This is a genomic window from Noviherbaspirillum sp., assembly GCF_035627455.1.
GTDB lineage: Bacteria > Pseudomonadota > Gammaproteobacteria > Burkholderiales > Burkholderiaceae_D > Noviherbaspirillum.
Map to the genome: position 1 here is coordinate 22,912 of NZ_DASPLS010000046.1, position 24,347 is coordinate 47,258.

Annotated in this window: 24 protein-coding genes; 15 read left to right on the forward strand and 9 right to left on the reverse strand. The window is 63.6% G+C overall.

The genetic code is table 11. The features are described from left to right. Positions 1-71: 71 nt before the first annotated feature. On the forward strand, positions 72-2,660 hold the full coding sequence (gene clpB, locus VEC01_RS08970; RefSeq protein ID WP_324900469.1) for an ATP-dependent chaperone ClpB: 2,589 nt from the start codon (positions 72-74) through the stop codon (positions 2,658-2,660). A 47-nt stretch (positions 2,661-2,707) separates the two neighbouring features. Here the strand turns inward: clpB and VEC01_RS08975 are convergent, their stop codons facing one another. After that, positions 2,708-3,499, reverse strand: coding sequence for a helix-turn-helix transcriptional regulator (locus tag VEC01_RS08975; RefSeq protein ID WP_324900470.1), 792 nt, complete (start codon positions 3,497-3,499; stop codon positions 2,708-2,710). A gap of 107 nt (positions 3,500-3,606) precedes the next feature. Here VEC01_RS08975 and VEC01_RS08980 point away from each other — a divergent pair, with 107 nt between their 5' ends. The 4 genes from VEC01_RS08980 (at position 3,607) to VEC01_RS08995 (ending at position 6,402) form a co-directional block, all read left to right on the forward strand. Further along, positions 3,607-4,854, forward strand: coding sequence for an MFS transporter (locus VEC01_RS08980; RefSeq protein WP_324900471.1), 1,248 nt, complete (start codon positions 3,607-3,609; stop codon positions 4,852-4,854). A gap of 77 nt (positions 4,855-4,931) precedes the next feature. After that, complete coding sequence (gene rraA, locus VEC01_RS08985; RefSeq protein ID WP_324900472.1) at positions 4,932-5,426, forward strand: ribonuclease E activity regulator RraA; 495 nt, start codon at positions 4,932-4,934, stop codon at positions 5,424-5,426. 11 nt (positions 5,427-5,437) lie between these two features. Beyond that, positions 5,438-6,127, forward strand: coding sequence for a Crp/Fnr family transcriptional regulator (locus VEC01_RS08990; RefSeq protein WP_324900473.1), 690 nt, complete (start codon positions 5,438-5,440; stop codon positions 6,125-6,127). An 83-nt stretch (positions 6,128-6,210) separates the two neighbouring features. Beyond that, the gene (locus VEC01_RS08995) at positions 6,211-6,402 is read left to right on the forward strand and encodes a DUF2892 domain-containing protein (RefSeq protein WP_324900474.1); all 192 of its coding nucleotides are present in this window, start codon (positions 6,211-6,213) and stop codon (positions 6,400-6,402) included. Here the strand turns inward: VEC01_RS08995 and VEC01_RS09000 are convergent, their stop codons facing one another. The 3 genes from VEC01_RS09000 to VEC01_RS09010 all read right to left on the reverse strand — a co-directional run bounded on the left by VEC01_RS09000 (position 6,403) and on the right by VEC01_RS09010 (position 9,212). Continuing rightward, positions 6,403-6,918 carry a DUF2867 domain-containing protein gene (locus tag VEC01_RS09000; RefSeq protein ID WP_324900475.1) on the reverse strand — a complete coding sequence of 172 codons (516 nt, stop codon included), beginning with the start codon at positions 6,916-6,918 and terminating at the stop codon, positions 6,403-6,405. It abuts the gene before it with no gap. 151 nt (positions 6,919-7,069) lie between these two features. Next, positions 7,070-8,245, reverse strand: coding sequence for a chromate transporter (locus VEC01_RS09005; RefSeq protein WP_324900476.1), 1,176 nt, complete (start codon positions 8,243-8,245; stop codon positions 7,070-7,072). A 4-nt stretch (positions 8,246-8,249) separates the two neighbouring features. Further along, complete coding sequence (locus VEC01_RS09010) at positions 8,250-9,212, reverse strand: chromate resistance protein ChrB domain-containing protein (RefSeq protein ID WP_324900477.1); 963 nt, start codon at positions 9,210-9,212, stop codon at positions 8,250-8,252. 414 nt (positions 9,213-9,626) lie between these two features. Here VEC01_RS09010 and aceA point away from each other — a divergent pair, with 414 nt between their 5' ends. Beyond that, complete coding sequence (gene aceA / locus VEC01_RS09015; RefSeq protein WP_324900478.1) at positions 9,627-10,937, forward strand: isocitrate lyase; 1,311 nt, start codon at positions 9,627-9,629, stop codon at positions 10,935-10,937. A 66-nt stretch (positions 10,938-11,003) separates the two neighbouring features. Here aceA and VEC01_RS09020 read toward each other — a convergent pair whose 3' ends face one another. After that, positions 11,004-11,657 carry a cation transporter gene (locus tag VEC01_RS09020; RefSeq protein ID WP_324900479.1) on the reverse strand — a complete coding sequence of 218 codons (654 nt, stop codon included), beginning with the start codon at positions 11,655-11,657 and terminating at the stop codon, positions 11,004-11,006. A gap of 78 nt (positions 11,658-11,735) precedes the next feature. Here VEC01_RS09020 and cadR point away from each other — a divergent pair, with 78 nt between their 5' ends. The 4 genes from cadR to greB all read left to right on the forward strand — a co-directional run bounded on the left by cadR (position 11,736) and on the right by greB (position 15,242). Then, positions 11,736-12,188, forward strand: coding sequence for a Cd(II)/Pb(II)-responsive transcriptional regulator (gene cadR, locus VEC01_RS09025; protein WP_324900480.1), 453 nt, complete (start codon positions 11,736-11,738; stop codon positions 12,186-12,188). 31 nt (positions 12,189-12,219) lie between these two features. Continuing rightward, entirely contained in the window at positions 12,220-13,137 is a 918-nt protein-coding gene (locus tag VEC01_RS09030; protein WP_324900481.1) for a 23S rRNA (adenine(2030)-N(6))-methyltransferase RlmJ, read from the forward strand. Positions 13,138-13,421: 284 nt separating this feature from the next. Further along, positions 13,422-14,609, forward strand: coding sequence for an EAL and HDOD domain-containing protein (locus tag VEC01_RS09035; protein ID WP_324900482.1), 1,188 nt, complete (start codon positions 13,422-13,424; stop codon positions 14,607-14,609). Between the two features lie 78 nt (positions 14,610-14,687). Next, complete coding sequence (gene greB / locus VEC01_RS09040) at positions 14,688-15,242, forward strand: transcription elongation factor GreB (protein WP_324900483.1); 555 nt, start codon at positions 14,688-14,690, stop codon at positions 15,240-15,242. Between the two features lie 188 nt (positions 15,243-15,430). Here greB and VEC01_RS09045 read toward each other — a convergent pair whose 3' ends face one another. From VEC01_RS09045 to VEC01_RS09060, 4 genes are read right to left on the reverse strand one after another with little or no spacing between them, the layout of a single operon-like run. Continuing rightward, positions 15,431-17,704 (reverse strand): bifunctional (p)ppGpp synthetase/guanosine-3',5'-bis(diphosphate) 3'-pyrophosphohydrolase, encoded by a 2,274-nt coding sequence (locus tag VEC01_RS09045; RefSeq protein ID WP_324900484.1) that lies wholly within the window; start codon positions 17,702-17,704, stop codon positions 15,431-15,433. A 38-nt stretch (positions 17,705-17,742) separates the two neighbouring features. Then, complete coding sequence (rpoZ, locus tag VEC01_RS09050) at positions 17,743-17,946, reverse strand: DNA-directed RNA polymerase subunit omega (RefSeq protein WP_324900485.1); 204 nt, start codon at positions 17,944-17,946, stop codon at positions 17,743-17,745. Positions 17,947-17,968: 22 nt separating this feature from the next. Continuing rightward, positions 17,969-18,613 carry a guanylate kinase gene (gene gmk, locus VEC01_RS09055; protein ID WP_324900486.1) on the reverse strand — a complete coding sequence of 215 codons (645 nt, stop codon included), beginning with the start codon at positions 18,611-18,613 and terminating at the stop codon, positions 17,969-17,971. A gap of 46 nt (positions 18,614-18,659) precedes the next feature. Beyond that, positions 18,660-19,553 carry a YicC/YloC family endoribonuclease gene (locus tag VEC01_RS09060; protein ID WP_324900493.1) on the reverse strand — a complete coding sequence of 298 codons (894 nt, stop codon included), beginning with the start codon at positions 19,551-19,553 and terminating at the stop codon, positions 18,660-18,662. A 138-nt stretch (positions 19,554-19,691) separates the two neighbouring features. Here VEC01_RS09060 and VEC01_RS09065 point away from each other — a divergent pair, with 138 nt between their 5' ends. The 5 genes from VEC01_RS09065 to hemW all read left to right on the forward strand — a co-directional run bounded on the left by VEC01_RS09065 (position 19,692) and on the right by hemW (position 24,276). Beyond that, on the forward strand, positions 19,692-20,699 hold the full coding sequence (locus VEC01_RS09065; RefSeq protein WP_324900487.1) for a serine/threonine-protein kinase: 1,008 nt from the start codon (positions 19,692-19,694) through the stop codon (positions 20,697-20,699). A gap of 9 nt (positions 20,700-20,708) precedes the next feature. Next, positions 20,709-21,641, forward strand: a complete 933-nt coding sequence (locus VEC01_RS09070) for a PP2C family serine/threonine-protein phosphatase (protein WP_324900488.1) — start codon at positions 20,709-20,711, stop codon at positions 21,639-21,641. 10 nt (positions 21,642-21,651) lie between these two features. Next, positions 21,652-22,386 carry a ribonuclease PH gene (gene rph, locus VEC01_RS09075; protein WP_324900489.1) on the forward strand — a complete coding sequence of 245 codons (735 nt, stop codon included), beginning with the start codon at positions 21,652-21,654 and terminating at the stop codon, positions 22,384-22,386. 64 nt (positions 22,387-22,450) lie between these two features. After that, a complete protein-coding gene (gene rdgB, locus VEC01_RS09080; RefSeq protein WP_324900490.1) occupies positions 22,451-23,035 on the forward strand; it encodes an RdgB/HAM1 family non-canonical purine NTP pyrophosphatase in 585 nt (194 codons plus the stop codon). After that, on the forward strand, positions 23,032-24,276 hold the full coding sequence (gene hemW, locus VEC01_RS09085) for a radical SAM family heme chaperone HemW (RefSeq protein WP_324900491.1): 1,245 nt from the start codon (positions 23,032-23,034) through the stop codon (positions 24,274-24,276). Before rdgB ends, hemW begins: the two co-directional genes overlap by 4 nt. Positions 24,277-24,347: the final 71 nt, after the last annotated feature.

Sequence of the window (24,347 nt, forward strand, 5' to 3'; positions counted from 1 at the left end):
ATCAAGAATCCTTTCTTGAAATGTGGTTTCCCGACCCTACCTTGTTGTCAATATGAATTCCGGAGATTGCCATGCGTCTCGACAAACTGACAACCAAATTGCAAGAAGCCCTTGCCGATGCCCAGAGTCTGGCCGTCGGCAATGATAACCAATACATCGACCCGGTGCATATCCTGTCGGCGCTGCTGGCGCAGGATGACGGCGGCGCGAAATCGCTGCTGCAGCGCGCCGGGGTCAACGTCGGCGGCCTGTCGTCGGCGCTGAAAGCGGCGGTCGAGCGCCTGCCCAAGGTGTCCGGCACCGGCGGCGAGGTACAGGTCGGCCGCGAATCGCTGGCGCTGCTCAACCTGGCCGACAGGGAAGCGCAAAAGCGCGGCGACCAGTTCATCGCCAGCGAGATGGTGCTGCTGGCGCTGACCGAGGACAAGTCCACGGCCGGCCAGCTGGCGCGCGACAACGGCCTGACGCGCAAGGCGCTGGAAGCGGCGATCATCGCGGTGCGCGGCGGCGGCAACGTGAACTCCCAGGATGCCGAGGGCCAGCGCGAAGCCTTGAAGAAATACACGCTCGACCTGACCGAGCGCGCGCGTGCCGGCAAGCTGGACCCGGTGATCGGACGCGACGACGAGATCCGCCGCGCGATCCAGGTGCTGCAGCGGCGTTCCAAGAACAACCCGGTGCTGATCGGCGAGCCGGGCGTGGGCAAGACCGCGATCGTGGAAGGGCTGGCGCAGCGCATCGTCAACGGCGAGGTGCCGGACAGCCTGAAGTCCAAGCGCGTGCTGTCGCTCGACATGGCAGCCCTGCTGGCCGGCGCGAAGTACCGCGGCGAATTCGAGGAGCGGCTGAAGGCGGTGCTCAAGGAGATCGCGCAGGATGAAGGCCAGACCATCGTCTTCATCGACGAGCTGCACACCATGGTCGGCGCTGGCAAGGCCGAAGGCGCGATCGATGCCGGCAACATGCTCAAGCCGGCGCTGGCGCGCGGCGAGCTGCATTGCATCGGCGCGACCACGCTGGACGAATACCGCAAGTACATCGAAAAGGATGCCGCGCTGGAGCGCCGCTTCCAGAAGATCCTGGTGGACGAGCCGAGCGTCGAGGCGACCATCGCGATCCTGCGCGGCCTGCAGGAAAAATACGAGGTGCACCATGGCGTGGACATCACCGACCCGGCGATCGTCGCCGCGGCCGAGCTGTCGCACCGCTACATCACCGACCGCTTCCTGCCGGACAAGGCGATCGACCTGATCGACGAAGCCGCGTCCAAGATCAAGATCGAGATCGACTCCAAGCCGGAGGTGATGGACCGCCTCGACCGCCGCCTGATCCAGCTGAAGATCGAGCGCGAAGCGGTGAAGAAGGAAACCGACGAAGCGTCGCAGAAACGCCTCGGCCTGATCGAGGAAGAGATCCACAAGCTCGGGCGCGAGTATGCCGACCTCGAGGAAGTGTGGAAGGCGGAAAAGGCGGCGGTGCAGGGCAGCCAGCACATCAAGGAAGAGATCGAAAAGGTCCGCCTGCAGATGGAGGAAGCCAAGCGCCGCGGCGACTGGCAGAAGATGTCCGAGCTGCAGTACGGAACACTGCCGCAGCTGGAAGCGCAGCTCAGCCAGGCCGATGCCGGTGAAGCGAAGAAGACCGAGCGCAAACTGCTGCGCACCCAGGTCGGCGCCGAGGAAATCGCCGAAGTGGTGTCGCGCGCCACCGGCATCCCGGTGTCAAAGATGATGCAAGGCGAGCGCGACAAGCTGCTGCACATGGAAGAGGAGCTGCACAAGCGCGTCGTCGGCCAGCACGAGGCGATCGTCGCGGTGTCGGATGCGATCCGCCGCTCGCGCGCCGGCCTGTCCGACCCGAACCGGCCGTACGGCTCGTTCATGTTCCTCGGGCCGACCGGCGTCGGCAAGACGGAACTGTGCAAGGCGCTGGCGTCCTTCCTGTTCGATACCGAGGAATCGCTGATCCGCATCGACATGAGCGAATTCATGGAGAAGCATTCCGTGGCCCGCCTGATCGGCGCGCCGCCGGGCTATGTCGGCTATGAGGAAGGCGGCTACCTGACCGAGGCGGTGCGCCGCAAGCCGTACAGCGTAATCCTGCTCGACGAGATCGAGAAGGCGCATGCGGACGTGTTCAACGTGCTGCTGCAGGTGCTCGACGACGGCCGCATGACCGACGGCCAGGGCCGCACGGTGGACTTCAAGAACACTGTGATCGTGATGACCTCGAACCTGGGTTCGCACAAGATCCAGTCGATGGAGGACAGCGATCCGCAGCTGGTGAAGCTGGCGGTGATGGCCGAGGTGAAGGCGCATTTCCGGCCGGAGTTCGTCAACCGCATCGACGAGATCGTGGTATTCCACGCTCTCGACGAGAAGCATATCGGCTCGATCGCGCGCATCCAGCTTGCGGTGCTGGAAAAGCGCCTGGCGAAGATGGACATGAAGCTCGAAGTCACCGATGCCGCGCTGCAGAAGATCGCGGAAGCCGGTTTCGACCCGGTCTACGGCGCGCGGCCTCTGAAGCGGGCGATCCAGCAGGAGATCGAGAATCCGCTGTCCAAGCGCATCCTTGAAGGCCGCTTCGGCCCGAAGGACGTGATCGGGGTGACGGTGGGCGGCGGCGAGCTGGTGTTCGAGAAAACCGGCACGCTCTGATCCGCTCCTGCTCCTTAAGTCAAGGCCGCCCGCGGGCGGCCTTTTTTTCAGCCCGCACGGCGCGAGAAGAATGCGCTCGGTGACTGGCCGAAGGTCTTTTTGAACATCGCGGAGAACGCCGACTGGCTGGCGTAGCCGAGTTCCGCCGCCACCCGCGACAGCGGCATGCCGCGGCTGATGAGCGGCGCCGCGTGCGCCAGGCGCACCTGCTGCCGCCACTGCCCGAAGCTCATCCCCAGCTCGCGCTCGAACAGCCGCGCCAGCGTGCGCGCCGATGCACCCACGCGCTGCGCCCAGTCGTCGAGCGTGAGCGGCGAAGCAGGTTCCGCGATCAGCAGCTCGCACAGCTGTTTCAGGCGCTTGTCGTCGGGCAGGGCGACGCGGATCGGCTGCGTGACGGAGCGCGACAGTTCGTCGAGGATCAGCGCCGACAGCATCGCTTCGCGCGGTTCCCCGGCATGGACCTGGGTGAGCGCCACGATCAGCTCGCGCAACAGCGGGGAGACTTCCAGCACTTCGCACTGGCTGCCATGGAAAGGGGCGGAATCCGCATGCACGTAGACCGCGCGCAGCCGCGCCTTTTCAAGGGTGGCGACTTCATGCACCTGCTTCGGCGGCACCCAGATCGCGCGCAGCGGCGGCACGATCCAGCTGCTGTTGCCAACCGTCACGCGCACCACGCCGTCCAGCGCGTAGGTGACTTGTCCCCAGGCGTGGGAATGGGCGGCCAGCAGTTCGGACGCATCCAGGTCGCGCGCGACCAGCCGGACCGGGCGTTTCGGCGTCGGCGCCAAGCCGGGCAGGTGCAGGCGGGTATGGGTGACGGGCAGGGTTGCCATGAAAGCAGGGTGGTTGGCGTAAATTCGATAAAGATTGTCTTTCTATCTTAAAACAGACGCGATGGATTTGCTTACACTTCTTCCATCGAACATTGCACGAGGTAGAAATGACTGCAGCCGCCATCGCACCCGATCCGCAAACCTTCCGCCAGGATGCCCGGATCATCAGCCTCGAGGGACTGGCGCATGGCGTGTCCCATTTCTTCCACCTGATTCTTGCACCGCTTTTTCCATGGCTCAAGGATGCGTTCGGCGTCAGCTATGCGGAGCTTGGCTTGCTGATGACGGTGTTTTTCGTGATCTCCGGCGTCGGCCAGGCGGCCTCCGGCTTCGTCGTCGACCGTATCGGCGCGCGTGCCGTCCTGTTCTTCGGCATGGGCTGCCTCGGCGCCTCCGCGCTGGTGCTGGCGGTCGCGCCCAGCTATGGGGTGCTGCTGCTGGGCTCGATGCTTGCCGGCGTCGGCAACAGCGTGTTTCACCCGGCGTGCTTCACGATCCTCAACAAGCGGGTGTCGCCGGCCCGGCTGGGCCACGCGTTTTCGGTGCACGGACTGACCGGCAATCTCGGCTGGGCCGCGGCGCCGGTCTTCCTGACCGCCATCGCCGGCCTCGCCGGCTGGCGCACCGCCTTGCTCGCCGCCGCCTTCATCCCTGCGTTCGTATTGCTGCTGCTGGTGCTGAACCGGGACCTGCTGCATACGCACGATGTGCATGCATCGCCGGCAAGCGCGCACAAGGCGAACGCCGCCGGCGGCAGCGTGCTGTCCTTCATGCGCCTGCCGGCGGTGTGGATGTGCTTCGCGTTCTTCTTCATCACCTCGATGGCGCTCGGCGGCATCCAGAGCTTTTCGACGGCCAGCCTGCGCGCCTTGTACGACATGTCCCTCGCCTGGGCGACCGCCGGCTATTCCGCCTACATGCTGGCTTCCGCCTGCGGCATGGTATGGGGCGGCTTCCTCGCCGCGAAGGCGGCGCGTCATGACTACACCATCGCCGTTGCGTTTACCGCCTCGGGCCTGATGGCGATCCTGCTGGCGACCGGATGGGTGGCGCCGCTGATGGCCGTGGCGCTGATGGGAGCGGTCGGTTTCGGCGCCGGCGTCGCCGGGCCGTCGCGCGACCTGCTGATCCGTGCCGCCGCGCCGAAAAATGCCACCGGGCGGGTGTACGGCGTGGTGTATTCCGGCCTGGATATCGGCCTGGCGGTTGCGCCGCTGCTGTTCGGCGCGCTGATGGACAACAACCATCCAGCCTGGGTGTTCATCGGAATCGGCGTGTTTCAGGTGATGGCGCTGCTGACCGCGGTCGGCGTGGGAAGCAACACGGCGCGCAGCACGGCCGCACAGGTAGCCTGATCCTGGCTCCTCCCGGCGGCGGCCCGCGGTTTTTTCCGGCGGGCTTACAATGCTGGTTTTTGACGGGGGGAGACAACATGACTTTTGCGACATGCGACATCTGCGATGCGAACGAAGACAAGCTGGGTAACGGCACGCTGGCGGTCCTGCCGCCGGTGTTCCAGAAGTACGGCAAGCGGCTGAGCTTTTGCGGCCAGGCGGCCACGCTGAAGGTCTTCGAGGACAACGTCCTGGTGCGCTCGACGCTCGAAACGCCGGGCAACGGCCGCGTCCTCGTTGTCGACGGCGGCGGCAGCCTGCGTTGCGCGCTGGTGGGCGGCAACCTCGGCGTGCTCGCGGAAAAGAACGGCTGGGCGGGCATCATCGTCAATGGCTGCATTCGCGATTCCGAGGAAATCAATGGCTGCGACATCGGCGTGCGCGCGCTGGCGACGCATCCGCAGCGCAGCGTGCGCAAAGGGGTGGGGGAGCGCGAACTGCGGGTGTCGATCGCCGGCGTCGCGGTCAATCCGGGCGACTGGATCTACGCGGACGCGGACGGCGTTCTTGTCTCGACGCAGAAACTCGATTGAGCGGGCCCGGAATGAGTACCGATGCGCAGCAGGCCGGGGCGACGGTGCTGCAATTGCTGCCGCCGGCGATCAGGAAGCAGCTGGAGGACTTGCCGGTGCTCGAACTGCCGGCCAATACGCCGGTTTTCGCTGCCAGTGCGCGCTGCCCCGGATTTCCGATCATCCTGTCGGGCGCGGTCCGCGTCTTCCGCTACCTTGCCAACGGCCGGCGCATCGAACTGTACCGGGTCACGCCGGACGAGGTTTGCATCCTCTCGCTCGGATGCCTGCTCGGCGACGGCCAGTATCCGGCCGACGGCGTCACCCTGGGGCCGACGCGCCTGGTGGTGATGCCGCCGGCGCTGTTCAATGCTTGCCTGGCCAGCGACGAACACTTTCGCACGGCGGTATTCCGCTCGCTTGGCGACCGGCTGGTGCGCACGATGGAACTGGTGGAAGAGGTCGCCACCCTGCGCCTGGATGTGCGGCTGGCGAAGGCCTTGCTTGCCCACGGAGAGACCGCCGTGCCGGCACCGGATGGTTCATGCGTATGCGTGATCCCGATCACCCATCAGGAGCTGGCGGACGAGTTGGGTACGGTGCGCGAAATGATCAGCCGCGTGCTGGATGACTTCGCCAGCCAGGGCATGCTGAAACCCGGACGCGGCCGTATCGAGATCTGTGACGAGGCGAAGCTGCTAGCGCTCGCGGCGCAGCGCTAGCGGCGGTTATGTAACCGGGGTTACATACCTCGTGCCGGTGCCCGGCTATCCTGACGCCGTTCATTCAACCCATGGAGAGCGTCATGAATGCAAACGTCGGAACCGTGGACAAGATCGTCCGCCTGATCCTCGCGCTGGCCCTGTTCAGCCTGTTTTTCCTGTTGCCGGGCGACGAACGCTGGCTCGCGCTGGCGGGCTTTATCCCGCTCGTCACCGGACTGATCAACTGGTGCCCGCTGTACACGCTGTTCGGCATCAACACCTGCCGGCGCTAGTCATGCCGGCCATCCCGCACGCGCGGCGCGGTTCAGCGACGAGCGGACGACCTGCTTGTGGAAGGGTTTGATGACCGCGAGGTAGGCACGCCCGAGCCGGTTATGGCAATGCACGACGGTCGATACCACCAGCTCACGTACTGCGCCGGATGGCTGCGCGCGGACCAGCACGGAGAGCCGGAAGTCCAGGTGGCCGTCATCTTCCCCGAGCACGATTTCCGTGTCGCTCCTGCGGTAGATGCGAAAAATGCCGAGTCGCCGGCCGGCGCTGCTGCCTGCATCCGCCTGCAGTTCGGCACTCGTTTTCACCCCGAAGCGCGCCATCACCAGATCCCTCACGCGCATCAGCGCGCCTACCCACGGCGCCTGGGCGCCGAACACGACGTGAGCAAGGCGCTCGGGATCACTTGAGGCTCCCGCCGGCAGCAGGATCGAGAATGCGTCCGCGAGGTCGGTGCGGGAAAAGCAGTGCCGGATCGAGGTTTCCAATGGAAAGGCAGTGCTTCCGGCAGTCATTTCTGTTGGCATGGTCTTTATGTAATCAATGCTCACATCGGCAGTATAGGCGCGGATGTGAGCATTGCAAGCGTTTTCCCAACCCCCCGCAGAAATAGAAACAACGGCCTCTTCGTGAGTGGAAGCAGCCGCGCCGCGCCGTTGTCCTTTGTCAGCCGTGCAGGAGCGGATACACCAGCAGGCCGACCGCGGCCGCGCCGGCGACAATCACCGGTTCTTGCAGTTTCTTGAACCGCCACAGCAGCAGGACGGTGACAAGCGCCAGCAGCGCGGTCGGCAGGTCGGTGATGGAACGCTTGGCCAGCACGATCACCGCGCCGGCGATCGCGCCGACCGCCGCCGCGGTCACCCCGTCGACGAATGCGATGATGCCGGGCAGGCGGCCATACTTCTTGAAGTAGGGCGCGGGGATGATGGTGAACAGATAGCAGGGCAGGAAGGTGGCCAGCGCGGCGACGCAGGCGCCGGGCAATCCGGCGATCAGATAGCCGATGAAGGCGACCGTGATCACGACCGGGCCCGGCGTGATCATTGCCACCGCCACCGCGTCGACGAACTGCTTGTCGTTGAGCCACTGGTGCTCGGTCACCACGCCGCCATACAGGAAGGGCACGATCGCCAGTCCCGAGCCGAACACGAAGGCGCCGGCCTTGGCGAAGAATACGGCGATCTGGACAAGCAGCGAGGCGTCCATGCCGTTCAGCGCCGGAACCGAAAGCGGGGCTGCTGCCGCCGCGTGCATGCCGGCGCCGCCCAGCCATTTCGGCGGTGCGCGCAGGAACCAGACGAGGATGCCGGCCGCAAGGAACAGCCAGGCGATTTCCGACTCGGTGACGACCGTGACTGCGGCGAGCAGCAGGTAGATCGCCCACAGCAGCTTGTCCCGGCCGACGCTCTTGACTGTCAGCTTGTGGGCGCTCATCGCGATGATGCCGATCACCGCCGCCCCGACGCCATAGAAGACCGCCTGCATCCAGCCGATGCCGCCGAAGCGCACATACGACCAGCCCAGTGCGACCACCATCAGGAAGGAGGGCAGCACGAATGCGATGCCGACCAGCGTCGCGCCCCGCACGCGGTAATGGACATAGCCGAGATAGATCGCCAGCTGCGCGGCCAGCGGCCCCGGCGCAAGCTGCGCGAGGGCGAGTCCTTCCTTGTAATCCGCTTCGGTGATCCATTGGCGGGTATCGACCAGGTCGCGGTGCATGTAGCCGGCCAGCGCCACCGGGCCGCCGAAGCCAAGGGCACCGAGGCGAAGCATGTACAGCACGAGCTGCCAGAGCGTGTATCCGGGCGCGGCGGGCAATGTCTGCGGATGTTCCATGGGGTCAGGCTTGGGATTGGCTGGAGAAATGCGCGTGCAGCGAATCGAGCAGGATGCCGGCTTCCGCCAGCAACTGGTCATCCGGAAGTCCGCGCTGGCGCGCCCCCGACAGCATCGCTTCGAAGCCCGCCGCCTCCGGCACGTGCCGGCCGCCGACATCGAGCGCGTGGACCATGGCCGCGATCCGCTGCAGGCCCGGGTCCTGTTCCAGCCTGAAGCTGGCGAGCAGCACTTCGAAGGTCACGCGTTCGCCGACGTGGGTGAAGGCCGCGCCGTCGAAGTCGAAGCCGAGCGCGCCGGCGGGACAGTCGGCCGGTGAATCCAGCCACAGAAACCGCGCTTCCCGGTCGATGAAGCGCCGGATCAGCCAGGCGCTGGCGACACGGTCCACCCATAATCGGCGACGGGTGGCCCATACGCGGTTCTGGAAGTCATTCTTGTCGAGGAACTGGATGATGCCGGCTACGGTGCTTGGCTCGCCAGGCGACATGGCTTTTTCCGCGGCGCCCTCGAATTCGGCCCATGCCGCTTCCGCGCTGATGCTGGCCGCGCCTGGAAAATAGTCGATCGCGCGCACAGTTTCGTAGTCGCGGCGCAGCCGCCGCAGCAGACGGGAAATCGCCTGCTGCTCGAGTCCCGGCAGCGCTGCGCGCGCTTCGGCGAGCGCCTTCAGCAGTTCCCCATACTCGGCGTGGCGGTCGAACAGTGCGCGCAACGCCGCAAGCTGCTCGGCATGACCGCGCTGTATGCCCAGCAGCCACGCGCTGCCGCCCTCGCGGCGGGTATCGTCCGCCAGTTCACGCATCAACTGGTGGTTGACCGGAGTGTTGGGCAGCAGGTAGGCGCCGTCGCGCAAGGCGGCGCTGCCGCAAGCCTTCAGTGCGCGCCACACGCGCATGCGACCGGCATTGCTTGTCGTGGGAAGGCTGACGATCAACAGCAGCCATGGGGTGCTCGCATTTTCCATGGTCCGGATTCTAAGCCCGGGAAGTGATATCAACAAATACTGTTACGACATCTACTTATAAGTGATGGAATGGGGCATCGGGGAAAAGGCTGGCGCGCAACAGGAACGTTCTGATGGTGCCCGGGTCGTATCGCGCTTGGTGCATGTTCCTCTTGCCGATGGTTAAGCATTTTCATATACCGGAACTTGCGTTTTGTATTGTGAAAAATCACGACGCACAGCATCATCGATTCGTTTCATTTTGAGAAAAATCATTTCAGATCGCAAAATCAAATGTATAAGTATTTGAAAATAAAAGTGAAAAAATCGGTTATATGTCTTATATAAGACCTTGTTGCCCCGCAAAAACCGTCATATTATTCACCCATCGACTTTTCATTTTTCTTTTCACTTGCGTTATCTCAGGAGAACGACATGGCATCTCGCGAACAGCAAATCAAAGCACTGGAAAAAGAGTGGGCCGAAAACCCGCGCTGGAAGGGCATCAAGCGCAACTACACCGCAGAAGACGTCGTTCGTCTGCGCGGCTCCAAGCAAATCGAGTACACGCTGGCAAAGGAAGGCGCCGAGAAACTGTGGTCGAAGATCAACGGCGGCGCGAAGAAGGGCTATGTGAACGCCTTCGGCGCCATCACCGCAGGCCAGGCAATGCAGCAGGCCAAGGCCGGCCTGGAAGCCGTCTACCTGTCCGGCTGGCAGGTCGCCGCCGACGGCAACACCTCCGAAACCATGTATCCCGACCAGTCGCTGTACGCATACGACTCGGTGCCGACCATGGTTCGCCGCATCAACAACACCTTCAAGCGCGCGGACGAAATCCAGTGGTCGCGTGGCATCAACCCCGGCGATGAAAACTTCATCGACTACTTCCTGCCGATCGTCGCCGACGCGGAAGCCGGTTTCGGCGGCGTGCTGAACGCCTTCGAACTGATGAAGAACATGATCGCCGCCGGCGCTGCAGGCGTGCACTTCGAAGACCAGCTGGCTGCCGTGAAGAAGTGCGGCCACATGGGCGGCAAGGTGCTGGTTCCGACCCAGGAAGCGATCGAGAAGCTGACCGCTGCGCGCTTCGCTGCCGACGTCATGGGCGTGCCCACCATCGTCCTGGCACGCACCGATGCAGAAGCTGCCAACCTGATCACCTCCGATCACGACGCCAACGACAAGCCTTTCCTGACCGGTGAGCGCACCAACGAAGGCTTCTACCGCGTCAAGAACGGCCTGGAGCAGGCGATCAGCCGCGGCGTCGCCTACGCACCGTTCGCCGACCTGGTGTGGTGCGAGACCGGTACGCCGGACCTGGGCTTTGCCCGCGAGTTCGCGCAGGCGGTGCATGAGAAGTGCCCGGGCAAGCTGCTGTCCTACAACTGCTCGCCGTCGTTCAACTGGAAGAAGAACCTCGACGACAAGACCATCGCCGAATTCCAGCAGAAGCTGTCCGAACTGGGCTACAAGTACCAGTTCATCACGCTGGCGGGTATCCACATCAACTGGTACAACACCTTCCAGTTCGCGCATGCCTATGCACGCGGTGAAGGCATGAAGCACTATGTGAACATGGTGCAGGAGCCGGAATTCGCAGCACGCGAAAAGGGCTACACCTTCGTGTCGCACCAGCAGGAAGTCGGTGCCGGCTACTTCGACGAAGTGACCACCGTGATCCAGGGCGGCTCCTCTTCGGTGAAGGCGCTGACCGGCTCGACCGAAGAAGAACAGTTCCACTGATCTTCCAGGCACAAAAAACCGCACCCTCGGGTGCGGTTTTTTTTTGCGCGCGGCGCAAGGTGTGGATCAGTGACGATGGCCGGCATGCGCGCCGATGGCTGCTTCTCCGCCGTCCAGCTCCGCTCGCGCGTGCCGGATCACGCTGAACGAGGCGCTCAACGCCAGCGTGCCCATCAGGCCTGCCACCATCCAGTCCGGCCAGCCGCTGCCGGTACCGAACACGCCGGCTGCCGCCAGCATGACCGCGACGTTGCCGATCGCGTCATTGCGGGTACACAGCCAGACGGAACGCATGTTGGCATCGCCGCTGCGGAATGCGTAAAGCAGCGCCGCGACGCCGAGGTTCGCGCACAGTGCCAGCATCCCGATCGCGCCCATCGTTACCGGTTCCGGCGCCACGCCGGCCGCGATGCTCCAGGCCGCCCTGGCCAGCACAAAGCAACCGAAGGCCCCCATGCACACGCCCTTGAGCAGGGCGGCGCGGCTGCGCCAGACCGGCGCCATCGACAGTACCGCGAGCGCGACCGCGTAATTGGCCGCATCGCCGAAAAAATCCACGGCATCGGCGAGCAGCGAGGCGGACCCGCTCTGCATGCCGCCGGCGATCTCGACCCCGAACATGGCCGCATTGACAAACAGCGCGACCCACAGCGCGCGGCGGTAGCGCGGCGCCGGCGCCGAATTGGATGAGCAGCCGTGGCTGCAGCAATGGTCCGACATGGCAAATCTCCTGAAGAAGTTTGCCTATTACAGACCCTGTAGCTAGTATAGGGTCAAGTGAAGCGTGAAAGGAATGCGATGAAGATAGGCGAATTGGCAAAAAGGACGGGTTGCGAGGTCGAAACCATCCGCTACTACGAGCGGGAAGGGCTGGTGCCGATGCCGCCGCGGACGGAAGGGAACTATCGCCACTACAGCGAGCAGGATGCGGAGCGGCTGTTGTTCATCCGTCACTGCCGCTCGCTTGGCATGTCGCTCGACGATATCCGCACCTTGCAGCATTTCCAGGCGCAGCCGGAGCTGGCTTGCGATGAAATCAATGCGATGCTGGACCGCCACCTCGAACAGACCGAGCAGCAGATCGCGTCCTTGCAACGCCTGCAGGAACAGCTGCAGATGCTGCGCAATACCTGTCACTCGCAGTTGAGCGCGCGGCAGTGCGGCATCCTGCGCAATCTCGAAAGCGCGGCCAACGAAAGCGGCTGCGTGTGCCATGGAAGTCATTCACATGCGGGCGGCGCGGTAAAATGACCGCCCTTTCCAACCATCACGAAACGATCCCATGCTGAGTTACCGCCACGCCTTTCACGCGGGCAACCATGCCGACGTGCTGAAACACGTCGTGCTGATCCAATTGCTGCGTTACCTCGGCCAGAAGGACACGCCGTACATGTACATCGACACCCATGCGGGCGCCGGCGTGTACGCGCTCGATACCGGCTACGCGGACAAAAGCCGCGAATATGAAACCGGAATCGCGCGCCTGTGGGAGCGTGACGACCTGCCGCCGCCGCTGGCCGAGTACGTGCAACTCGTAAAGGACATGAATCCAAGCGGCAAGATGCGCTATTACCCGGGTTCCCCGTATTGCGCCGAACGGATCGCGCGCGAGCAGGATCGCCTGCGCCTGTTCGAATTGCATCCGAGCGACAGCAAGATCCTCGAAGAGAATTTCCGCAAGCTGGAAGCGCATGCGGCGGCGCAAGGCGAGCGCGCCGGCGCCCGCGGCAAGCGGGTGATGATCACCAAGGCGGACAGTTTTAGCGGCCTCAAGGCCCTGCTGCCGCCGCCGTCGCGCCGCGGCCTGGTACTGATCGACCCGCCGTATGAGGTAAAGGACGATTACCGGCAGGTCAAAAATACACTCGCCGACGCGCTGATACGCTTTGCCACCGGCACCTATGCGGTCTGGTATCCGGTATTGCAGCGCATGGAATCGCGCGAGTTCCCGGCCAAACTCAAGCGCCTGCCATGCAAGGACTGGCTGCATGTGACCTTGTCGATCGGTACGCCCGCGCCGGATGGCTTCGGTCTGCACAGCAGTGGCATGTTCGTGCTCAATCCGCCGTGGACGCTGGAGCCGATGCTGCGCGAACTGATGCCGTTTCTGGTAAAGGCGCTGGCGCGCGATGACGGCGCCCGCTTCACTCTCGAAACAGGCACGCCGATTGCATCCTCCCAAGGTCCACGCCGCGCCTGATCCCGGTTTTCCTTACGTCACCGGGTGTCGCGCGGATGTATCAGTTTGAAGTTTAGCCAAGCGGCCCCGGCCTGCGCCTCGTACAATCAACGAGACGCGGTACGGTTGTGCCATCAACACAGCGATGCAGCGTCGGCGCGTGCCCGCGTGGTGTCGATCAGGAAAACGGTGATCCATCAATGGAGAATCTCGCTCGGAATGTTTCTCAGCCGGCTCCAGACGGCGGCAGGCGCTTCCGGGACTTTTTTCTGGCCCGCCAGCCTATCCTCGACAGGAACCAGGACTTGTATGCATACGAGCTGCTGTTCCGCGCTGCCGGCACCGGTGACGCCAACGTCACCAACGATCTCTCCGCCACCGCATCGGTGATCGCGCATGCGGCCGAGCTTGGCATGGGCAACGTGATCGGCACCTCGCTCGGTTTCATCAATGTCGACGCCGCCGTGCTGATGAGCGATTTCATCCAGTTCCTGCCGCGGCACCATGTCGTGCTCGAAATCCTCGAAACGGTGGAGGTAACGGAGGAACTGGTCGCGCGGGTGGAAGAACTCGGCCGCGCGGGCTATACCTTCGCCCTCGACGATGTCGTCGCCGATTCCGCCAATGTCGAAAAACTGCTGCCGCTGGCGGCGATCATCAAGGTTGACATCGGCGAGCTCACCCCCGGCGAGCTGACGCAGCTGAGCGGGAAATTCAAACGGGCGGGCAAGAAGCTGCTGGCGGAGAAGGTCGAATCGCACGCGCAGTTCAGGCAATGCCTGGAACTCGGTTTCGACTACTTCCAGGGCTATTACTTCGCGCGCCCGACGATCCTTGCCGGTCGCAGGCTGACGCCCTCGCAGATCGCGATCATGCAGCTGATGGCGCAGCTTGCGTCGGATGCCGAATTGTCCAAGATCGAACAGAGCATCAAGCAGGATGCGTCGCTCGGCCTGAGCCTGCTGCGCCTGGCGAACGCGCCGAGCGGCGGGGTGACCGAACGCATCGAATCGCTCGGACAGGCATTGAAGGTGCTGGGCAGGCAGCAGATCCAGCGCTGGCTGCAGATCCTGCTGTATGCCGAATGCGACAAGTCGCGCACGGCGGCATCGCCTCTGCTGGCGCTCGCCGCTTGCCGGGGCCGCCTGCTGGAACTGATGGCCGAAAAAATCCGCCCGGGCGACCGCAACATGGCCTGCATCGCATTCACCGTCGGCATGATGTCGCTCATGGATGCGCTGTTCGGCCTGCCGCTGGAAGAGATCCTGAAGCAGCTCGCCGTCGCCGACCCGGTGCGCGACGCGCTGCTTGCGCGCGCCGGCATGTATGGCGACATGCTGAATCTGGCCGAATGCATCGAGCAGATCGACAGCGCCCGCCCGCAGCTTGCGCCGCTGCTGCAGAAACTGGGGCTGTCGGCGGAACAGCTGTATGCGCTCCAGCTCGAGGCGTTCGAATGGAGCGACGCCATTTCCACTCCGGTGGCCGCCTGAATTGTTTCCGGCTGTTAAACAATCGGATAGCCGCCGGACGATTCCGCCGCGTCCGGCGCGCCGTTACAATAGGCGCTTATGAACAAGGCATTTGTCAAAGAAAGCGACAGCGACGACGACGACCTCGACGCCGGTGCGCCCCCAATTCCCGCGGGCACGAAGAACTACATGACGCCGCAGGGGCACAAGCGCATGAAGGAGGAGCTGTTGCGCCTGATCGACGTCGAGCGCCCGGAAGTGGTGCGGGTGGTCTCCTGGGCCGCTTCCAACGGCGACCGCTCGGAGAATGGCGACTACATCTACGGCAAGCGCCGCCTGCGCGAAATCGACCGCCGCATCCGCTTCCTCACCAAGCGTCTCGACCTTGCCGAGGTGGTGGACCCGAGCGTGCACCACGGCAGCGACCAGGTGTTTTTCGGCGCAACCATCACCTATGAAAACCAGGCCGGCGAAGAGCACACGGTGACGATTGTCGGCATCGACGAACTCGATCCGCTCAACGGCAAGATCAGCTGGATCTCCCCGGTCGCGCGCGCGCTGACGAAAGCGCGCGCGGGCGATTCGGTGGTGCTCAAGACGCCGTCCGGCATGGACGAGCTCACGATACTCGAAGTCAGTTATCCGGCGCCGTAAGCGCGGCCTCCCGCAGGCACGCGGGGGCAGGGGAGCGTATTTCCGGTGCACGTATGCCGGGCCGCCGGTCGAATGCCGAAGGCCTGCCGCGCAGGCGGGAATCCATGCGGGGGATGATCGAAGATGCTCAGTATGGAGTTCCCCCTGATGGGGGATAGGTCGCCGGCAAGCGCAATAGGCTGCCGGCCTCAGCCCCGTTCGCGCAGTATCCTTGCCACGCCCGGGATCTTGCGCACGTTGCGCATCAATCGCGCCAGGTGGATCCGGTCTTCCAGCTGGATCGTGAAGTGCAGCTGCTTCATCAGGTGGTCGCGGTCGTCGTCCATGCCGACATAGGTGATGTTGGCGTCGGATTCGCCGATTTCGGCGGCCACCCGCGCAAGCACGCCTTTTTCATTTTCCACCAGTACCTTGATGCGGCAGTCGAAGCGGCGCGTGAGCTCGGCGTCCCACACCACCTCGATCCAGCGGTCCGGCTCCTTGCCGCGCTGGCGCTTGGCGATGTCGCAATCCACCGCATGCACGACGATGCCCTGGTCGCGCCGCAACTGGCCGGTGATGCTGTCGCCCGGAATCGGATGGCAGCATTGGGCAAGCTGCACCGACACGCCTTCGTTGCCGCTGATCGCGACCGGGTCGAGCTTGCTGGTTTTCTTTTCGTTGTCCAGCGGCGGCAGCGCGATCGAGGTATCGCATTCCATCAGGGTGCGGATGTGGCGCGCCACCAGGGTCGCCATGCGTTTGCCGACGCCGATGTCGGCATACAGCTCATCCAGCGACTTGGCGCTCGATTCATTGAGCAGCTTGTCCACCAGCGCTTCCGGCAGCTGCGGTTCGATATGGACCGCCGTCAGCGCCTGGTTCAGCAGCCGCCTGCCGGTCTCGATGGACTCGGCGAGATTGATGGTGCGCAGGTGATGCCGGATCGCGGAGCGCGCCTTGCCGGTGCGCACGAAGCTGAGCCAGTTCGGACTCGGGCGCGAGGTGGGCGCGGTGACGATTTCGACGATATCGCCATTGCGCAATTCCGTGCGCAGCGCGGCGTGCTCGTGATTGACGCGTGCGCCGATCGCCTGGTCGCCGATGTCGGTGTGGATGGTGTACGCGAAGTCCAGCACCGTCGCGCCGCGGGGCAGGGCGATGATCTTGGATTTCGGGGTGAATACGTAAACGGAATCCGGGAACAGGTCGACCTTCACATGTTCCAGGAACTCGGCGGAGTCGCCGGTCTGTTTCTGGATGTCGAGCAGCGACTGCAGCCACGCATGGGTGCGCTGCTGCAGGTCGGTCAGGCTTGCATCCTCGTCCTTGTACAGCCAGTGGGCGGCGACGCCGGCTTCGGCGACGCGGTGCATTTCCTGGGTGCGGATCTGGAATTCGACCGGCGTGCCGTACGGGCCGATCAGGGTGGTGTGCAGCGACTGGTAGCCGTTGAGCTTCGGGATCGCGATGTAATCCTTGAACTTGCCCGGCATCGGCTTGTACAGCGCATGCAGGGTGCCGAGCGCGACATAGCAGTTGGCGAAGCTGTCGACCACGATGCGGAAGCCGTACACGTCGAGCACCTGCGAGAACGACAGGTGCTTGTTGCGCATCTTGCGGTAGATGCCGTACAGGGTTTTTTCGCGGCCGTAGACCTGGGCCTGAATGCCGGTCGCGGCCAGCGTGTTGTTGACCGATTCGAGGATCTTGCTGACCACCTCGCGCCGGTTGCCGCGCGCCGCCTTGACCGCCTTGGTGAGGGTGCGGTAGCGCAGCGGGAACAGATGCGAGAACGCCAGGTCCTGCAGCTCGCGGTAGATGTTGTTCAGGCCGAGGCGGTGCGCGATCGGCACATACACTTCCATCGTCTCGCGGGCGATGCGGCGCTTCTTTTCCGCGGACATGAAGCCCAGGGTGCGCATGTTGTGCAGGCGGTCGGCCAGCTTGATCAGGATGACGCGCACGTCGCGCGCCATCGCCAGCAGCATCTTGCGGAAGTTTTCCGCCTGCGCCTCGATCTGGCTCTGGAATTCGATCTTGTCCAGCTTGGACAGGCCATCGACCAGGGTCGCCACCGGCGCGCCGAAGCGCTCGATCAGCTCTTCCTTCTTGACGTCCTGGTCTTCCATCACGTCATGCAGCAGCGCGGCCATGATGGCTTGCGCATCCAGCTTCCAGTCGGCGCAGATTTCCGCGACGGCAATCGGGTGCGAAATATAAGGCTCGCCGGACTTGCGGATCTGGCCAAGGTGCATTTCATCCGAAAAGCGATAGGCTTCCTTCACCTTCTTCATTTCGGAAGGCGTCAGGTATTCGGCGAGCTTGGCGTTGAGATGGGCGACGGACGCGACGCCGGCAGTCTGGGCGACGTTCTGGTCGGACTTCTGGGGGGAATCAGGGTTCTTCGACGCCGGGCGGTCGGCATTCGCCCGGTTATTCGGGGCGACTGATACGCTTGAATCTGTTTGTGTCAGGCTCATACTGTAAGCTTATCAGTCGCATGGCTGTTGGTGCTACTTTAGCTCGGGACTTTTTTCAGCATTTCGATCCCGACCTTGCCGGAGGCGATTTCGCGCAGCGCGATCACCGTCGGTTTGTCCTTCGCTTCGACCTTCGGGGTGTGACCTTGCAGCAGCTGGCGGGCGCGGTAAGTGGCGGCCAGCGTCAGCTGGAAGCGGTTGGGGACGTTCTTGAGGCAGTCTTCAATCGTGATACGGGCCATAAATGCTCCTGAAAAAACGGTGTCAGCTTAACGTAGCGTGGATGCCCAGCTGGGCGAAGAGGGAAGCGTTGCGCGCTGCCTGCTGTGCAAAGCGGCAACGGGTCGCTTTGACAATGGCGGTCAATTCCGACAAAGCGGTCGCAAACTCTTGATTAATAATAACATATTCGGACTCGGGCGCGTGCGCGATTTCCCCGCCGGCGGCCAGGATCCGGCGCGTGATCACATGGGGTTCGTCCTGCCCGCGCTTCTTCAATCGTTCCTCCAATGCGGCGATCGATGGCGGCAGGATGAAAATCTCGACGGCATCAGGGAACTGCTTCTTGACCTGCTGCGCGCCCTGCCAGTCAATCTCCAGCAGGACATCGCTGCCGGCTTTCATATCCTTCTCTATGACGAGTCGCGATGTGCCGTAGTAGTTCCCATGGACTTCCGCCGATTCCAGAAATTCCCCGGCTTCGCGCCGTTTCAGGAAATCGTCGACGGACGTGAAGAAATATTCGCGGCCGTGCACCTCGCCCGGGCGCGGCTGGCGGGTGGTGTAGGAAATCGAGAGCTTGATCGCCGGCTCCTGCGCCAGCAGCGCGTTGACCAGCGTGGACTTGCCCGCGCCGGAGGGCGCGACCACCATGAACAGGCTGCCGGAGGAATGGAAGGCTTCGGTCATAGGGATATCGTTCGTCTTTTAATGGTAAAAACGCAATGCGTGACGGTCATTCCAGATTCTGGACCTGTTCCCGCATCTGCTCAATCAGGAGCTTCATCGCCATCGAGGCGTCGGACAGCTCCTTCAGCGCCGCCTTCGAGCCGACGGTGTTCGCCTCGCGGTTCAGTTCCTGCATCATGAAATCGAGGCGCTTGCCGACCTGGCCGCCTTTTTTCAGGATGTGCCGGGTTTCGGTCAGGTGCGCCGACAGGCGCGACAGTTCTTCGGCCACGTCGATGCGGATGCCGTACAGCGTGACTTCCTGGCGGATGCGCTCCAGCGCCTCTTCGCGCGATACCGTCGTCGCGCCGCCGTTGGAGGCGGCCAGGCCAAGCGCTTCCTTCATCCTGTCGGTGGCTTTCTGCTGGAACTGCGCGATCGCCTGCGGAATCAGCGGCGTGATGCGGCCGACGATGGCTTCCATGTCGTCCACGCGTGACAGCAGCATCGCCTGCAATGCCGCGCCTTCGCGCGCCCGGCTCTCGATGAAGGCGCCGAGCGCCTCCGCGATTGCGGCCTGCACGTCCGCCTGCAGGGTTTCCTGCCCGGCCTCCGCATCCTCGATCACGCCCGGCCAGCGCAGCAGTTCGTTGACGCTCATGATCGGCGCCTCGGGGAAGCTCGCGCGCACCTCCTGTTGCATTTTCGCCAACGCATCCAGCAGCTCGCCGTTCAGTTTCTGCGCGGCGCCGGTCGCGGCCTTGCGGCCGAAACTGAGGCGGCACTCTACCTTGCCACGGTTCACCCGCGTCATAATGGCTTCGCGCAACACCGGTTCGAAACTGCGGAACTCGTCATTGATGCGGAATTGCAGGTCGAGGAAGCGGGAATTGACGCTTTTCAGTTCCACCGTAAGCGTGCCTGCGGCGGTTTCCCGGGTGTGGACCGCGTAACCGGTCATGCTAGAGATCGTCAAGATGTTTCCTTGCTTTACAAATCAGTGATTTATCCACACAATCGTAGAACCCTTTCACCATGGCAAGGAAGCATGCCATTGTGAAAAAACCAGTGTCAATCAGGGAAGTCGACCAGGTTACTCATGGCATCGCAAAACAACGCTCCATTGCCCGATGGACTCGAAATCGCCGGATACCGCATTGTAAAGAAGATTGCGTCCGGCGGGTTCAGTATCGTCTACCTGGCCTATGACGAAGATGGCAACGCTGTTGCAATAAAGGAATATCTGCCGAGTTCGCTGGTGCTGCGCCGGCCGGGCGAGCTGGTGCCGGCGATTTCAGCGGAAAACTTGTCGGTGTTCCGCATCGGCCTCAAGTGCTTCTTCGAAGAGGGCCGGGCGCTGGCGCGCATCTCCCATCCGAACGTGGTGAGCGTCGTGAATTTCTTCCGCGCCAACGACACCGTCTACATGGTGATGGCCTACGAGTCCGGGCGTTCGCTGCAGGACCACATCCTGCGCCGCCGCGAAAAAGGCGAGCGGCCGCTGGTGTCGGAGCGTTTCATCCGCAAGATGTTCAACCAGGTGATGAACGGCCTGCGCGAGGTGCATGCGAACAAGCTGCTGCACCTGGACCTGAAGCCGGCGAACATCTACCTGCGCATGGACGGCACGCCGATCCTGCTCGATTTCGGCGCGGCACGGCAGACGCTCAAGAGCGACCTGTCCAAGCTGTACCCGATGTACACCCCCGGCTTTGCGCCGCTCGAACTCTATTCCAAAAACGGAAACCTCGGCCCCTGGACCGACATCTACAGCATCGGCGCCTCGATGTTCGCCTGCATGGTCGGCGCGCCGCCGCAGCCGGCGGACCAGCGCAAGACCAACGACAAGATGGAAGACCATTTCCGCAAGCTCGAAAGCATGTATTCGCGGGAACTGATCCAGGTGATCCGCTGGGCGCTGCGCGTCGATCCGCTCGAACGCCCGCAAAGCGTGTTCGCGCTGCAAAAGGCGTTGCGCGAACCGGTGCCCGAGCAGAAGGAGCCCGACCTGGTCGAAAAGCTGTCGTCACGGGTGCGCGGTTTTTTCAGCGGGCTCGGCAAACGGAATTCCCTCGGCAATACCACCATTCAAAACAACACTCGCTAACCGGCCAGCATGCGATTCTCTGTCTATCAGGAAAGCCACATCGGCGGACGCAAGAACAACCAGGACCGCATGGGGTACTGCTTCACCCGCGATGCGCTGCTGTTGCTGCTGGCCGACGGCATGGGCGGGCATATCCAGGGTGAAATGGCGGCCACCATCGCGCTGCAGACGATCGGCGCACTATTCCAGCAGAACGCGAACCCGTATATCAAGAAGCCGGAAAAATTCCTCGAGGACAGCTTCTTCGCTGCCCATCGCGAAATCCACCGTTACCGCGCGATCAACAACCTTCCCGAAACGCCGCGCACCACCATCGTCGGCTGCCTGATCCAGCACAACAGCGCCTACTGGGCGCATTGCGGCGACTCCCGGCTGTACTGGATGCGGCGCGGCCAGGTGCTGGCGCGCACCCGCGATCATTCGCGCATCGAAACCCTGATCGCGCAGGGCAAGGTCGACCCGTCCGAGCGCGACACGCATCCAGAACGCAACAAGCTGTTCAACTGCCTCGGCGCGCCCAGCCTGCCGATCGTCGAACTGTCGCGCCGCGCCAGCCTGCAGCCGGGCGACGTGCTGCTGCTGTGTTCCGACGGCCTGTGGTCGGTGCTGCCCGAGCACGTGATCTCGCAAAGCCTGCACAGCAATACTGTCGTGCGCGCCGTGCCCGAACTGCTGTCCATGGCTACTGGCATCGCCGGCAAAACCAGCGATAATGTCACCGCGCTGGCGGTGATGTGGGAAGGCACCGGCCTGACGGCGGATTCGCCTTCCACCATCGTCACGCACAGCTTGCCGGTAGGCAGTGTTACCACCACCATCCAGGCACCGCGCCACGCCGACCTTGAGCAGGCCGACGTGTTCGACGAAAGCGAGATCGAAAAAGCGATCGAAGAAATCCGCGAGGCGATCGAAAAGACGTCGCGCGTCACCTCAAAAAATTAAGAGCCCATTTATGTCGTTCGAGAACCGTCCCAGCGGACGCGCCGCTGATGCATTGCGCCCCGTGCGCCTGACCCGCCATTACACCAAGCATGCCGAAGGTTCGGTGCTGGTCGAATTCGGCGACACCAAGGTGATCTGCACCGCCAGTATCGAAGAGAAGGTGCCCGGCTTCCTGAAAGGCAAGGGGCAGGGCTGGCTGACCGCCGAATACGGCATGCTGCCACGCTCCACCCACAGCCGCATGGACCGCGAGGCGGCCAAGGGCAAGCAGTCCGGCCGCACCCAGGAAATCCAGCGCCTGATCGGCCGCTCGCTGCGCGCCGCCTTCGACCTCGACGCGTTCGGCGAACGCACGCTGCACCTGGACTGCGACGTGATCCAGGCCGACGGCGGCACCCGCACCGCATCGATCACCGGCGCGATGGTCGCCGCGTATGACGCCTTTGCGAAACTGGCCGCATCCGGCGTGGTCGCCGCCATTCCGCTGCGGAATTTTGTCGCCGCCGTGTCGGTCGGCGTCTACCGCGGCATGCCGGTGCTCGACCTCGACTACCTCGAGGATTCGGATTGCGACACCGACATGAACATCGTGATGACCGACGCCGGGCATTTCATCGAAGTGCAGGGCACCGCCGAAGGCGCAGCCTTCGACCGCGCGACCATGAACCAGCTGCTCGATCTCGCGCAGCAAGGCATCGCCGACCTGATCGCATTGCAAAAGAAGACGCTCGGCCTGAACGCCTGAGCCGGCAATCGCTCCAACCGCGGCGCCGGCATCCCAGCTCGCGCCGCTTGTCTTTTACAGAACCATGACCACCAGACTCGTACTCGCCTCCAACAATGGCGGCAAACTGAAGGAATTCGGCGAGATGCTCGCGCCGATCGGCTTCGAAGTCCATGCGCAGCGCGAATTCAACGTGCCGGAAGCGGAAGAGCCTCACATCACCTTCGTCGAGAATGCGCTGGCCAAGGCGCGCCATGCGTCGCGCCTGACCGGCCTGCCGGCGCTGGCCGACGACTCCGGCGTCTGCGCCAATGCGCTCGGCGGCGCGCCCGGCGTCTATTCGGCGCGCTACGCGGGCGAGCCGAAATCCGATGCGCGCAACAATGAAAAACTGATCGCCGACCTGGAACCGCATGCGGACAAATCGGCCTATTACTATTGCGTGCTGGTGTTCGTGCGGCACGCGGACGATCCGCAGCCGGTGATCGCGGAAGGGCGCTGGGACGGCGTAATCATCGGCCATGCACGCGGCCAGGGCGGCTTCGGCTACGACCCGTATTTCCTGGTGCCATCCCTCGGCAAGACCGTTGCCGAACTGACTGCGGAAGAAAAGAACCGCCTGTCCCACCGCGGCCAGGCCTTGCGCGCGCTGGTCGAGAAACTGCGATGATTCCCATCAAGCCGGTCACCGGCACAAGTAGCGTAAGCGGCACAAGCGCCGCGACCCCGGTGCAAGCGGCATCCGCCTTCCTCAAGCCGGGCGCGCTGCATTTGAAAGCCCTGCCGCCGCTGTCGCTGTATGTGCATTTCCCCTGGTGCGTGCGCAAGTGCCCGTACTGCGACTTCAATTCGCATGAAGCGAAGGACGGTTTTCCCGAAGAGGAATACCTTGGCGCACTGCGCAGCGACCTGGAGAACGCGCTGCCCCTGATCTGGGGCCGCAAGATCTACACCGTGTTCATCGGCGGCGGCACGCCCAGCCTGCTGTCCGCCGCCGGCATCGACCGCCTGCTGTCCGACATCCGCACGCTGCTGCCGCTGGACGGCGCGGCGGAAATCACGATGGAGGCGAACCCAGGCACCTTCGAAGCGGACAAGTTCCGCTCTTACCGCGCCAGCGGCATCAACCGGCTGTCGATCGGCATCCAGAGCTTCAATGCCCGCCACCTGCAGGCGCTCGGCCGCATCCACGACGACGGCGAGGCGCGCCGCGCGGTCGAGATCGCGCAGGCGAACTTCGACAACTTCAACCTCGACCTGATGTACGTGCTGCCGTCGCAGACGGTGGACGAAGCGCGCCGGGACGTCGCGACCGCGATCGGCTTCGCGCCGCCGCACCTGTCGCTGTACCATCTGACGCTGGAGCCGAACACCTATTTCGCGAAGTACCCGCCGCAGGTGCCGGACGACGACACCAGCGCCGAAATGCAGGACATGGTCGAGGCGCTCACCACGGACGCCGGCTACCAGCACTACGAGGTTTCCGCCTACGCGAAACCGACGCGCCAGGCGCGCCACAACCTGAATTACTGGGAATTCGGCGATTATCTGGGCATCGGCGCCGGCGCCCATTCGAAAATTTCCTTCCCGCACCGCATCGTGCGCCAGATGCGCTACAAGCAGCCGAAGGCTTACCTGGAGCAGGTCCGGCTCGGGGCGCCGATCCAGGAAGAGTTCGAGATCGAGCGCGGCGACCTCGGTTTCGAATTCATGCTCAACGTGCTGCGGCTGACCGGCGGCTTCGACCCGAACCTGTTCGCCGAGCGCACCGGCGTGCCGCTGAACGCGATCGAAAAGCCGCTCAACGCGGCGGAAGCGAAGGGCCTGCTGTACCGCGACCACAAGCTGATCCGCCCGACCGAACTCGGCCGGCGTTTCCTGAACGACTTGCAACAGATGTTTCTCAATTAATTTTCCGGTCGCGCAAGCGACGGCGTGCGAGTTCGGTATAATTCGCACTGCATTCGAGGCGGCACCGCGCC